The sequence below is a fragment of the Pseudomonas sp. Root401 genome (assembly GCF_001425105.1).
GTDB classification, from domain to species: domain Bacteria; phylum Pseudomonadota; class Gammaproteobacteria; order Pseudomonadales; family Pseudomonadaceae; genus Aquipseudomonas; species Aquipseudomonas brassicacearum.
Map to the genome: position 1 here is coordinate 19,975 of NZ_LMDO01000015.1, position 13,099 is coordinate 33,073.

10 protein-coding genes and 1 pseudogene are annotated in these 13,099 nt (G+C 61.3%); 9 read left to right on the forward strand and 2 right to left on the reverse strand.

What is annotated here, in order from left to right:
* Nucleotides 1–184 precede the first annotated feature (184 nt).
* The 9 genes from ASC85_RS14350 to ASC85_RS14390 all read left to right on the forward strand — a co-directional run bounded on the left by ASC85_RS14350 (nucleotide 185) and on the right by ASC85_RS14390 (nucleotide 11,307).
* Entirely contained in the window at nucleotides 185–1,477 is a 1,293-nt protein-coding gene (locus ASC85_RS14350) for a glycosyltransferase (RefSeq protein WP_057449891.1), read from the forward strand.
* A gap of 70 nt (nucleotides 1,478–1,547) precedes the next feature.
* Nucleotides 1,548–2,453, forward strand: coding sequence for an AraC family transcriptional regulator (locus ASC85_RS14355; RefSeq protein WP_041475904.1), 906 nt, complete (start codon nucleotides 1,548–1,550; stop codon nucleotides 2,451–2,453).
* Nucleotides 2,454–2,751: 298 nt separating this feature from the next.
* On the forward strand, nucleotides 2,752–4,062 hold the full coding sequence (locus tag ASC85_RS14360; RefSeq protein WP_057449893.1) for an ABC transporter substrate-binding protein: 1,311 nt from the start codon (nucleotides 2,752–2,754) through the stop codon (nucleotides 4,060–4,062).
* A gap of 157 nt (nucleotides 4,063–4,219) precedes the next feature.
* On the forward strand, nucleotides 4,220–5,152 hold the full coding sequence (locus ASC85_RS14365; RefSeq protein WP_057449894.1) for a carbohydrate ABC transporter permease: 933 nt from the start codon (nucleotides 4,220–4,222) through the stop codon (nucleotides 5,150–5,152).
* A gap of 10 nt (nucleotides 5,153–5,162) precedes the next feature.
* The gene (locus ASC85_RS14370) at nucleotides 5,163–5,993 is read left to right on the forward strand and encodes a carbohydrate ABC transporter permease (RefSeq protein ID WP_003202324.1); all 831 of its coding nucleotides are present in this window, start codon (nucleotides 5,163–5,165) and stop codon (nucleotides 5,991–5,993) included.
* Nucleotides 5,994–6,131: 138 nt separating this feature from the next.
* Complete coding sequence (locus tag ASC85_RS14375; RefSeq protein ID WP_057449898.1) at nucleotides 6,132–7,235, forward strand: ABC transporter ATP-binding protein; 1,104 nt, start codon at nucleotides 6,132–6,134, stop codon at nucleotides 7,233–7,235.
* A gap of 15 nt (nucleotides 7,236–7,250) precedes the next feature.
* Nucleotides 7,251–8,732, forward strand: a complete 1,482-nt coding sequence (locus ASC85_RS14380) for a mannitol dehydrogenase family protein (RefSeq protein WP_057449900.1) — start codon at nucleotides 7,251–7,253, stop codon at nucleotides 8,730–8,732.
* A 136-nt stretch (nucleotides 8,733–8,868) separates the two neighbouring features.
* Nucleotides 8,869–10,356, forward strand: a complete 1,488-nt coding sequence (gene xylB, locus ASC85_RS14385) for a xylulokinase (RefSeq protein WP_057449901.1) — start codon at nucleotides 8,869–8,871, stop codon at nucleotides 10,354–10,356.
* A 12-nt stretch (nucleotides 10,357–10,368) separates the two neighbouring features.
* Nucleotides 10,369–11,307: a carbohydrate kinase family protein gene (locus ASC85_RS14390; protein WP_057449902.1), complete on the forward strand. Its 939-nt coding sequence runs from the start codon at nucleotides 10,369–10,371 to the stop codon at nucleotides 11,305–11,307.
* 84 nt (nucleotides 11,308–11,391) lie between these two features.
* Here the strand turns inward: ASC85_RS14390 and ASC85_RS14395 are convergent, their stop codons facing one another.
* Together ASC85_RS14395 and ilvA are read right to left on the reverse strand one after the other, a co-directional pair.
* Nucleotides 11,392–11,673 carry a DUF1652 domain-containing protein gene (locus ASC85_RS14395; RefSeq protein WP_057449905.1) on the reverse strand — a complete coding sequence of 94 codons (282 nt, stop codon included), beginning with the start codon at nucleotides 11,671–11,673 and terminating at the stop codon, nucleotides 11,392–11,394.
* A 393-nt stretch (nucleotides 11,674–12,066) separates the two neighbouring features.
* Nucleotides 12,067–13,065: pseudogene (gene ilvA, locus ASC85_RS14400) on the reverse strand (threonine ammonia-lyase, biosynthetic); the annotation flags it as partial.
* Nucleotides 13,066–13,099: the final 34 nt, after the last annotated feature.

Sequence of the window (13,099 nt, forward strand, 5' to 3'; positions counted from 1 at the left end):
AGGGAGAGCGGACGGGGTGTATCAATTGACCGCTGCTCCCTGCTTAATTGTAGTCAACTTATGCAAATGCACATGATTCAAGTTCGATGGGACGAGAGATTGGGTTAGCACGTATTATCGGCGCCCTCGCGCAGACTGCGCCTGATTTGTTCCAAGCTGACTCATTCCTAGGGAGCGCTCGCTCATGCACCACCCCACCGCCACCAAGGTCCTGGTTATCGGCTATGTCTGGCCCGAGCCGCGCTCATCGGCTGCCAGCGGGCATGTCATGCAGATCCTCGACACCTTCCTCGGGCAAGGCTGGGACATCACCTTCAGCAGTCCGGCGGGTCCCGGCGAACACCGCGCCGACCTGGTCGCGCTGGGTATCCGCGAAGTGCCGATCGAACTCAATAGCAGCAGCTTCGACGCCTTCATCAGCGAGCTGGCGCCGGACATCGTGCTGTTCGACCAATTCATGATGGAAGAGCAGTTCGGCTGGCGGGTCGAGAAGCACTGCCCCGGCGCCCTGCGGGTGCTGGAGACGTCAGACTTGCAGAGCCTGCGCCACGCCCGGCATCAGCGCCTGAAGGAGCGCCTGAAGTGCGATGAGACCAGCGAGGACTTCAGCGACCTCTTCGCCCCGGCCCTGGGCGAGGAATTCCAGCGGATGGCCGACACCGACCTGGCCAAGCGGGAAATCGCTGCACTGTACCGCTGCGACCTCAACCTGATGGTGTCCGAGGTTGAAATCGAACTGTTGGTGGAGCACTTCAAGTTGCCCCGCAACCTGTTGCACTGGTGCCCGTTGATGCTGGACCTGCCCGGCGAACCGTCGATGCCATTCGAGGACCGGGCGCATTTCCTGAGCATCGGCAACTTTCGCCACGCACCGAACTGGGACGCCGTGCTCTGGATGAAAAACGCCATCTGGCCATTGATCCGTCACCAATTACCTGGCGCGCAACTGCACCTGTACGGCGCCTACACCCCGCCCAAGGCCGCCGCGCTGCATAACCCGGCCCTGGGCTTTCACATCATGAATTGGGCCGAGGACGCCTTGCAGGTGATGTCGGCGGCACGCATCTGCCTGGCGCCGCTGCGTTTCGGCGCTGGCATCAAGGGCAAGCTGATCGACGCCATGCTCTGCGGCACCCCCAACGTCACCACGCCCGTGGGGGCCGAAGCCATGCACGGCGACATGCCCTGGCCCGGTGCGATTGCCCAGAGCGCCGAAGGCATCGCCAATGTGGCAGTGCAGTTGTACCGCGACCAGGCGCGCTGGACCCAGGCCCAGGATGCGGGCCTCGCGTTGCTGGCGAACCGCTACCGGCAACAGGTGCACGGCCCGGCGCTGATCGACAGCATCAACGCTTGCCGGGCGGACCTGACGCAAAGACGCCGGGACAATTTCACCGGCAGCATGCTGCGTCACCACCAGCACAAAAGCACCCTATACATGTCCCAGTGGATCGAAGAAAAAAACCGCAACGCTTAGACGTCAGAGTGGCAGCCGCCTGGCGAAGGGGGCATTATCCAAGGGCGATAACAATAAAAGCGCCAGGCCCATGACCCGAACAGCCAGAATCACCGACCCCTCCTACGAGTTGATGGACGACCATAACGGGTTGTCCATCATCTACCGTCAGCACGGTTTTCCCTGCCCGCTGGTGCGCTGGCATTTCCACAAGGAATACGAGCTGCACTTGATCGTCGCCAGTTCCGGCAAAGTGTTCATTGGCGACTACATCGGCAACTTCTATCCCCAATCGCTGTTCCTCACCGGCCCCAACCTGCCCCATAACTGGATCAGCCAGGTGGCCGAGGACGAAGTGGTGCACAAGCGCGACATGCTGGTGAACTTCACTGACGAATTGTTCGAAAGCGGCCACCAGGTATTCGCCGAACTCAAGACGGTCGCACCGCTGCTCGAACGTGCCCAATACGGCATCGAGTTCCGTTGCAAACGCACCATCCGCCAGGCCATGACCCTGATGCAGCGCATCGCCGATTCCCAAGGCATGAGCCGCCTCGGGCATTTCTTCATCCTGATGGAGCTGCTGGCGGCCACGGATGACTACCAACTGCTTTCCGGCGCGACCTCTGCGCAAGCGGCGGACGAACACAGCATCGACCGCACCAACCGCGCGGTGGACTACATCTTTGCCCACTACGCCCGGGAACTGTCCCTGGAAGAAGTGGCCGAGCACCTGGGCATGAAACCCACCTATTTCAGCCGGGTGTTCAAACAGGCCACCGGGCGTTGCTTCATTGAATTCGTCAATCGCCTGCGCATCAGCAAATCCTGCGAGTTGCTGGCTGATGGCGACAAACCGGTGACAGACGTGTGCTTCGAATCGGGTTTCAACAACATCTCCAATTTCAACCGGCGTTTCCAGCAACTCAAGGGCATGACCCCGTCCCATTACCGGCGGCTGGCGGTGCAGCGGTTGACCGAGCAGAACCAGGGCTGAAAATCTCGGATCATTTCTGTGGCGGGATTCATGTGGGAGCAAGGCTTGCCCGCGATGCAGGCGCCTCGGTTCCCCGGAAGACCGTGTCAACTTCATCGCGGGCAAGCCTTGCTCCCACAGATAATTTCCATCGCCACACCCCCATCCAGTGCAAAAAAGTATCAGCACAAGTGCGACGGATGATTTGTCACGCCGTCCATAGAGGGCTGTAATCAGCGCACATTCTTCCCTTCATCCGGAAGACACAAAAACAATAACTGTCCTTCTGCAGCCTTCGGGCGCGGAAAAGGAGTGCGCGATGAAACCTTCGGTAAAAGCTCTGCTTGTCTCCACCTGCATGACCCTCAGCAGCGTCAGCTTCGGCGCCCAGACCCTCACCATTGCCACGGTCAACAACAGCGACATGATCCGCATGCAAAAGCTCTCGAAAACCTTCGAGGCCGAGCACCCGGACATCAAGCTGAACTGGGTGGTGCTCGAAGAAAACGTCCTGCGCCAGCGCCTGACCACCGACATTGCCACCCAGGGCGGACAGTTCGACGTGCTGACCATTGGCATGTACGAAGCCGCACTCTGGGGCGCCAAGGGCTGGCTGGAACCAATGAAAGACCTGCCGGCTTCCTACGACCTGGACGACGTTTTCCCTTCCGTGCGCGATGGCTTGTCGGTCAAAGGCTCGCTGTACGCCCTGCCGTTCTATGCCGAAAGCTCGATCACCTATTACCGCACGGACCTGTTCAAGAACGCCGGGCTGACCATGCCCGAACACCCGACGTGGACCCAGATCGGTGAATTCGCCGAAAAACTCACCGACAAATCCAAGGAACAATATGGCCTGTGCCTGCGGGGCAAGGCTGGTTGGGGCGAGAACATGGCGCTGATCACCACCCTGGCCAACGGTTATGGCGCGCGCTGGTTCGATGAGAAGTGGCAGCCGCAATTCAATGGGCCCGAGTGGAAAGACGCACTCAATTTCTACGTCGACAACATGAAGAAATCCGGCCCGCCGGGTGCTTCCAGCAACGGTTTCAACGAAAACCTGGCGCTGTTCAACAGCGGCAAATGCGCGATCTGGGTGGATGCCAGCGTCGCCGGTTCGTTCGTCACCGACAAGACCCAGAGCAAGGTGGCCGACCACGTTGGATTCACCTTCGCCCCCCACGAAAAAACCGACAAGGGCACTTCGTGGATGTACTCCTGGTCGCTGGCAATCCCGGCCAGCTCCAAAGCCAAGGACGCGGCCACGGTCTTTACCACTTGGGCGACGTCCAAGGAATACAGCCAATTGGTCGCCAAGACCGACGGCATTGCCAACGTACCGCCAGGCACCCGCACCTCGACCTACAGCGACGAGTACATGAAGGCCGCGCCGTTTGCCAAGGTGACCCTGGAGTCGTTGAAAGTCGCCGACCCGAAAGCGCCAACCCTCAAGCCTGTGCCCTACATCGGCATCCAGTTGGTGACCATTCCCGAGTTCCAGGCCATCGGCACCCAGGTGGGCAAGTTCTTTTCGGGCGCGCTGACCGGCCAGCAGACCGTGGACCAGGCGTTGACCGCCGCGCAGTCCACCACCGAACGCGAGATGAAACGCGCTGGGTATCCCAAGTAGTCAGTTCATTGAGGCCCGCTCCCGATTCCTGTGGGAGCGAGCTTGCTCGCGATGAGGGCCCCCCAGCCAATATTCCGAGCGACTGACACGACGCTATCGCGAGCAAGCTCGCTCCCACAGTGGATCTTCATAGGCCCGCAAAAATCGGTTCAATGCCATGAATAGCTCAACAACAACTGCCAAAGCCCCCATCGAGATTGCCCCGCCGGCACGCAAGATCCGCCTGGCGAACCCCGGTTGGTTCCTGGTCAGCCCTTCAGTGGCCTTGTTGCTGCTGTGGATGATCGTGCCGCTGGGCATGACCGTCTACTTCTCGATGATCCGCTACAACCTGCTCTACCCCGGCGAAAACGAATTCGTCGGGCTGGAGAACTTCACTTATTTCCTGACCGACTCAGGCTTCATGCCCGGCGCCACCAATACCCTGTTGCTGGTGGGCAGCGTGCTGCTGATCAGTATCGTGCTGGGGGTGTTGATCAGCGCGCTGCTGGAGGCCAGCGAGTTTTTTGGTCGCGGCATCGTCCGAGTCCTGCTGATCTCGCCGTTCTTCATCATGCCCACCGTCGGCGCGCTGATCTGGAAGAACCTGATCTTCCACCCGGTCTCGGGCATCCTCGCCTCGGTGTGGAAGCTGTTCGGCGCCCAACCGGTGGACTGGCTGGCCCACTATCCGCTGCTGTCGATCATCATCATCGTGAGTTGGCAATGGCTGCCCTTCGCGATCCTGATCCTGATGACCGCCATGCAGTCGCTGGACCAGGAACAGAAAGAAGCCGCGCGCCTGGACGGTGCCGGCCCGATCGCGATTTTCTGGCACCTGACCCTGCCGCACCTGGCCCGCCCGATTGCCGTGGTGCTGATGATCGAGACAATCTTCCTGCTGTCGGTGTTCGCCGAGATCTTCACCACCACCAACGGTGGCCCCGGCTACGCCTCCACCAACCTTGCCTACCTGATCTACAACCAGGCGCTGGTGCAGTTCGACGTCGGCATGGCTTCGGCCGGTGGCCTGATTGCCGTGGTCATTGCCAACATCGCCGCCATCATCCTGGTCCGGATGATCGGTAAAAACCTCACCGACAAGCACTGAGGCCGTCGCCATGACTCTTCAACAATCCCGTCGCCTGCAAAGCCTGCTGCTGGGCACGCTGGCCTGGGCCATCGCGATCCTGATCTTCTTCCCGATCTTCTGGATGGTGCTGACCAGCTTCAAGACCGAAATCGACGCGTTCGCCACGCCGCCGCAGTTCATCTTCACGCCCACGCTGGAGAACTACCTGCACATCAACGAGCGCAGCAACTACTTCAGCTTCGCCTGGAACTCGGTGGTGATTTCCTTCAGCGCCACCGCCCTGTGCCTGCTGATTGCGGTGCCGGCGGCCTACTCCATGGCGTTCTATGAAACCCAGCGCACCAAAGGCACGCTGCTGTGGATGCTCTCCACCAAGATGCTGCCGCCAGTGGGCGTGCTGATGCCGATCTACCTGCTGGCCAAGCAGTTTGGCCTGCTGGACACGCGTCTCGCATTGATCGTCATCTACACGTTGATCAACCTGCCCATCGTGGTCTGGATGATTTACACCTACTTCAAGGATATTCCCCGCGACATCCTCGAGGCCGCACGCCTGGATGGCGCCACCCTGTGGCAGGAGATGGTCCGCGTGCTGCTGCCGATTGCCAAGGGCGGCCTGGCTTCCACTGTGCTGCTGTCACTGATCCTGTGCTGGAACGAGGCCTTCTGGTCGCTGAACCTCACCTCCTCCAAGGCCGCGCCACTGACGGCGTTGATCGCCTCTTACTCCAGCCCGGAAGGTTTGTTCTGGGCCAAATTGTCGGCCGTCTCGACCCTGGCCTGCGCGCCGATCCTGATCTTCGGCTGGATCAGCCAGAAACAGCTGGTGCGCGGTTTGTCCTTCGGCGCCGTGAAATGAACCGTCAAAAGATCGCAGGCATCACCAGCTCCTACACACAGCCCACAACCTTCACGAGCCCTGTAGGAGCTGTCGAGTGCAACGAGGCTGCGATCTTTCCCAGTCAACTGAATAAATGACAAGTGGAGGCCCATCATCATGGCCAACCTGAAAATCAAGAATCTGCAAAAGGGTTTCGAAGGCTTCTCCATCATCAAGGGCATCGACCTTGAGGTGAACGACCGCGAGTTCGTGGTCTTCGTAGGCCCGTCGGGCTGTGGCAAGTCCACGCTGCTGCGGCTGATCGCCGGCCTTGAAGAGGTCAGCGACGGCACCATCGAACTGGATGGCCGGGACATTACCGAAGTCAGCCCGGCCAAGCGTGACCTGGCAATGGTGTTCCAGACCTACGCCTTGTACCCGCACATGAGCGTGCGCAAGAACATGTCCTTCGCCCTGGACCTGGCCGGCGTGCCCAACGCCGAGGTCGAGAAGAAGGTCAACGAAGCGGCGCGCATCCTCGAACTGGGGCCGATGCTCGAGCGCAAGCCCAAGCAACTGTCTGGCGGCCAGCGCCAGCGCGTAGCGATCGGTCGGGCCATCGTGCGCAACCCGAAAATCTTCCTGTTCGACGAGCCGCTGTCCAACCTCGACGCCGCCCTGCGGGTGCAGATGCGCCTGGAACTGGCACGCCTGCACAAAGAGTTGCAGGCGACCATGATCTACGTGACTCACGACCAGGTCGAAGCCATGACCCTGGCCGACAAGGTGGTGGTGCTCAATGGCGGGCGCATCGAGCAGGTCGGCTCACCGCTGGAGCTGTATCACCAGCCGGCCAACCTGTTTGTCGCCGGGTTCCTCGGCACACCAAAAATGGGCTTTCTCAAAGGCAAGGTCACCGGCCTGGATAGCCAGGGTTGTGAAGTGCTGCTGGACGCTGGCACCCGTATCAGCCTGCCCTTGAGCGGTGCCAGCCTGAGCGTCGGCGGCGCGGTGACCCTGGGGATTCGCCCGGAACACCTGAACCTGGCACAACCGGGTGATTGCACCCTGCAAGTCACCGCCGACGTCAGCGAGCGGCTGGGCAGCGACACCTTCTGTCACGTCGTCACGGCCTCCGGCGAAGCCTTGACCATGCGCGTTCGCGGCGATCTGGCCAGCCGTTTCGGCGAGCAACTGAACCTGCACCTGGACGCTGAACACTGCCACTTATTCGATGCCGAGGGCGTTGCGGTGACCCGCGCGCTGCGCGCCGCCGCCTGATTGCCGAGACCTGCGATGAAACTCAACCGACAAAACCTGCACAACCTCAACCCTGCCGTCGCCCTGCCCGGCTACCCTTTGGGCGACGTCCGCCAGGGCATCGCCCACATCGGCGTCGGCGGTTTCCACCGGGCGCACCAGGCCTACTACACCGATGCGCTGATGAATACCGGCACCGACCTGGACTGGGCCATCTGCGGCGTGGGCCTGCGGGCCGAGGATCGCCGTGCCCGGGATGACCTGGCAGGCCAGGACTACCTGTTCACCCTGTACGAACTGGGCGACACCGATGACACCGAAGTTCGCGTGATCGGCGCGATCAATGACATGTTGCTGGCTGAAGATGGCGCCCAGGCGCTGATCGATAAACTCGCCGACCCGCAGATCCGCATCGTCTCGCTGACCATCACCGAGGGCGGCTATTGCATCGACGACAGCAACGGCGAGTTCATGACCCACTTGCCGCAGATCCAGCACGACCTGGCCCATCCTGACGCTCCGAAAACCGTCTTCGGTTTCCTCTGCGCCGCCCTGGCCAAGCGCCGCGCGGCCGGCACCCCGGCGTTCACCCTGATGTCCTGCGATAACCTGCCCCATAACGGCGCCGTGACCCGCAAGGCGCTGCTGGCCTTCGCCGCGCTGCGCGATGCGGAGCTGGGGCAATGGATCGACCGCAACGTCAGTTTCCCCAACGCCATGGTCGATCGCATCACGCCCATGACCAGCGTGGCCCATCGCCTGCAACTGCATGATGAACACGGCATCGATGACGCCTGGCCGGTGGTCTGCGAACCGTTCGTGCAATGGGTGCTGGAAGACAAGTTCGTCAACGGTCGCCCGGCCTGGGAAAAGGTCGGTGTGCAGTTCACCGATGACGTCACACCCTATGAAGAGATGAAGATCAAGCTGCTCAACGGCAGCCACCTGGCGTTGACCTACCTGGGCTTTCTCAAGGGTTATCGCTTCGTCCACGAGACCATGAACGACCCGCTGTTCGTGCGTTACATGCGCGCCTACATGGACCTGGACGTGACGCCGCAACTGGCGCCAGTGCCGGGCATCGACCTGACCGACTACAAGAACACCCTGGTGGAGCGTTTTTCCAACCAGGCGATTGCCGACCAGTTGGAACGGGTCTGTTCGGACGGCTCGTCGAAGTTTCCAAAATTCACGGTGCCGACCATCAACCGCTTGATCGCCGACGGTGGCGAAACCCGCCGCGCGGCGCTGGTGGTGGCCGCCTGGGCCGTGTACTTGAAGGGCGTTGACGAGAACGGCGTGACGTATTCAATCCCGGACCCACGGGCAGCGTTCTGCCAGGCACTGGTGGCTGACGATGCGCTGGTGACCCAGCGGGTGCTGGAGGTGGAAGAAATCTTTGGCACCGCCATTCCCCGCTCGCCGGAGTTCGTGGCAGCATTCGAATGGTGCTGCAACAGCTTGCGCGAGCACGGGGTCACACGGACGCTTGAGCGGATACTGGCTGACGTGAACTGAGGTTTAATCGTTCCCACGCTCTGCGTGGGAACGCCTCAGCGGACGCTCCGCGTTCGGCTTCTTGGGGACGCGGAGCGTCCCGTGCTGCATTCCCACGCAGAGCGTGGGAACGATCTGACCACTCAGGGGTTTTTCCATGGCAAACCAACAACTGTTCCTGGGCATCGACTGCGGCACCCAAGGCACCAAGGCGCTGATCCTGGACGCAACCAGTGGCCAGGTCCTGGGCCAGGGTGCCGCGGCGCACGCCATGATCAGCGGCCTCAACGGTCGCCGCGAACAAGACACCGAGCAATGGCTCGATGCATTCACCCAGGCGACTCACCAAGCCTTGGCGGACGCTGGGGTCGATGGCCAGGCGATCCTCGGCATCGGCGTCTCCGGCCAGCAACACGGCCTGGTGTTGCTCGATGACCAGGGCCAGGTCTTGCGCCCGGCCAAGCTGTGGTGCGACACCGAGACAACGCCGGAAAACGATCGGCTCCTGGCGCACCTGGGCGGTGAAGACGGTAGCCTCGAACGCCTCGGCGTGGTGATCGCGCCGGGCTACACGGTGTCCAAGCTGCTCTGGACGCGGGAGCAGCATCCCCAGGTTTTCGAACGCATCGCCAGCGTCCTGCTGCCCCACGACTTCCTCAACTACTGGCTCACCGGCCGCCATTGCAGCGAATACGGCGACGCCTCGGGAACCGGCTATTTCAACGTACGTACCCGCCAATGGGACGTGCAACTGTTACAACACATCGCCCCCAGTGGCCGCTTGCAAGCAGCGCTGCCGGAACTGATCGAGGCCCATCAGCCAGTCGGACGCATCCTGCCCGCTATTGCCGCGCACCTGGGCATCAACCCCGAGGCGGTGGTGGCCAGTGGTGGCGGCGACAACATGATGGGTGCCATCGGCACCGGGAATATCCAGCCCGGCGTGATCACCATGAGCCTCGGGTCCTCCGGCACGGTCTACGCCTATGCCGCCGAACCTGTGGTCAGTCCACAGCCGTCCGTGGCGACGTTCTGCTCCTCCAGCGGTGGCTGGCTGCCGTTGATCTGCACCATGAACCTGACCAACGCCACCGGGGCGATTCGCGAATTGCTGGCGCTGGACATCGACACGTTCAACGCCTTGGTGGTCCAGGCTCCGATTGGCGCCGAGGGCGTGTGCATGCTGCCGTTCCTCAACGGCGAGCGCGTTCCCGCCCTGCCCCACGCCACCGGCAGCCTGCTGGGCCTGACCACTACCAACCTGACCCGGGCCAACCTGTGTCGCGCCGTGGTCGAAGGCACGACCTTCGGTTTGCGCTATGGCCTGGACCTGCTGCGAGCCAACGGACTCCAGGCCCAGAGCATTCGCCTGATCGGCGGAGGTTCGAAGAGCGCGGAGTGGCGGCAGATCGTCGCCGACATCATGGACACCACGGTCATTTGCACCGAACAGAGCGAAGCCGCTGCCTTGGGGGCGGCGATCCAGGCAGCATGGTGCCATTCCGGTTCACAGACAGGCTTGGCCGAACTGTGCGAGCGCTGCGTCAAGCTCGACCCGAGCAGCGAAACCCGGCCAATCGCCGCGCATGTCGCGGCGTCGCAACAGGCTTATGAACGTTATCGACAACACGTCGCAACCCTTTGAGAGCGGGAAACTATGTATTTGGTGTGTGGTGAAGCGCTGTTTGATTTTTTCAGTGAGACCGAGGCGGATGGCCCGGCCTCGCAAGTGAACTACAAGGCCATCGCCGGTGGTTCACCGTTCAACGTGGCCGTGGGGCTGCGTCGCCTGGGTGTTGGATCGGCGCTGTTTACCGGGCTGTCCACCGACTATCTGGGCCGACGCTTGCATCAGGTGCTGCTCAATGAAGGGGTCAGCGCCCAATACCTGGTGGACTTCGACGCACCGACCACCCTGGCGATGGTCGCCGTAGGCGCCAATGGTTCGCCCCACTACAGTTTTCGCGGCGAAGGCTGTGCGGACCGACAACTGAGCCTGGCGCATCTACCGGACCTGGGCCCCGAGGTGCGAGGTTTACATGTCGGCTCGTTCTCGCTGGTGGTCCAACCCATCGCCGACACGCTCCTGGCCCTGGTGCAACAGGAAAGCGGCCGACGCCTGATCAGCCTCGACCCGAATGTGCGGCTCAACCCGCAGCCGGATATCGAGCTGTGGCGCTCGCGGATTGCGACGCTGGTGCAATATGCCGACCTGATCAAGGTCAGTGACGAAGACCTGAGCCTGCTATACCCCGGAAAGGAACCCGAGGCGATCATCGAAGGTTGGCTGGGGAACCGCTGCCAATTGGTCTTCCTGACCCGTGGCGGCCAGGGCGCTACGGTCTTCAGTCGCCAACACGGTTCATGGTCGCTGCCGTCCTGTCCGGTGAAGATCGCCGACACCGTGGGTGCGGGCGATACCTTCCAGGCCGCGCTGATTGCGTGGTTGACTGAACAACAATTGGATTCGGTCGAGGGTATGCATACCCTGACCCGGGAACAGATCAGCGCAATGCTTGGGTTCGCCATTCGCGCCGCCGCCCTGACTTGCGGCAAAACCGGGCCAGACCTGCCCTATAGGCAACAATTGAACTGAATGGCGCATCGCGACTAAAAAACTGAACGCCGGGTTCGGACATGACCGGACCCGAGCGTCAGGCTTACAAGAACAAGGCTGTTATCAGCGCCCGGTCATTCGATGGTGTTGTTGATGAAAATGATTGCCAGCGGCAGGGTTGTGGTCGAGCTCGGTACGCAGTTCGGCAATCAAATCGTTGATGGCCCGGCAACCGGTGAGTTTCCTGGCATCGATGTCGGTTTTGATCAAAGCCACGCGATCGGTTTCGTGATCGTCGTAAATCTTGACAGTCATCGTCAGCTCAGGTGACAAGGTGCATTGCGAGCGCTTGGGCAACAAGCTGCTTTCAATGATGTTTCGCATTTCAAGGGCAGATAAAAACATGGCGACTCTCTCCTGTTGAGGCGGCCAACTTATGTTCACGAGGGCAATATTCTCGTCCGTTTTCTTCCCTGCGGACTGGGACTACGAATATTGTGCCGTTCGTTCGTTCTTTTTAGCGTTTTCAGTCAACGAGTTCGTCAGGCGAACTCTTGAATCATCCCGCAAAAAGTATGCCTGTCTTGAAGACCTTGCGGATTGATCTGAATCAAGCGCTTAGCTTCGTCCTGCGCCAGAGAGCTCATGCAAAATGCAAGGACCCCCTACTTTTTCCATGCAAACTGCAATCGCCTTGTTCCTGTTCGAAAACTAGATTAGCCCCGAATGCGCAGACGCAAGCGGGCATCCGTCGCCTGGTTAAAAAAAAGTGTGACGGAGCGTAAAAACTCAAATCGCGCCCACCGCCGCACGCTCGGCCACGTGGCGCAAACTGTCGAAATTGATGTTGGCACCGGAATCGATCGCCACCAGCGTCTGCCCTCGCGCGCCCGTATGCGCCACGTACTGCTTGATGCCTGCCACCGCCAGTGCGCCCGACGGTTCGGTGATGGAGCGGGTATCGTCATAGATGTCCTTGATCGCGGCGCACAGTTGATCGTTGCTCACGGTCATCACTTCATCAACACAGAAACGACAGATATCGAAGCCATGGGCGCCGATCTGCGCCACGGCCACGCCATCGGCGAAGGTTCCCACCTCCGGCAAGGTGACCCGCTCGCCGGCTGCCAGCGCCGCCTGGAGGCAGGCAGAATGCTGCGACTCGACGCCGATGATGCGTACCTCCGGGCGCAGGTACTTGACGTAGGCCGCGATCCCGGCGATCAGCCCACCGCCGCCGACCGGGACGAAAATCGCATCCAACTGGCCGGGGTGCTGGCGCAGGATCTCCATGGCGACGGTGCCCTGCCCGGCGATCACGTCCGGGTCATCGAAAGGCGAGACGAACTCCCGTCCGGTCTGCTCGGCCAGCTCCAGCGCGTGCGCCAGGGCAAACGGAAAGCTTTCCCCGTGCAGAATCGCTTCGGCGCCTCGGTTGCGCACGCCCAGCACCTTCAATTGTGGAGTGGTCACAGGCATGACGATGCTGGCCGAAATCCCCAATTCCCGTGCCGCCAGCGCGACACCCTGGGCATGATTGCCGGCAGACGCGGTGATGACGCCACGGGCGCGCTGCTCCGGGCTCAGTTGCACGAGTTTGTTGTAGGCACCGCGGATCTTGAAGGAAAAGGTCGGTTGCAGGTCTTCGCGCTTGAGCAGGATCCGGTTACCCAAGGCCTCGGACAGTGCAGGAGCCGCTTGCAGCGGCGTACGCACGGCCAGTTCATAGACCGGCGCGGCGAGAATCTTCTTAACATAGTGCTCAAGCAGGGCTTGCTCGGTGCGGGTGACGGTCATGGCGATCTCCTGGTTCGGGCGGAGCCCAGGAGAC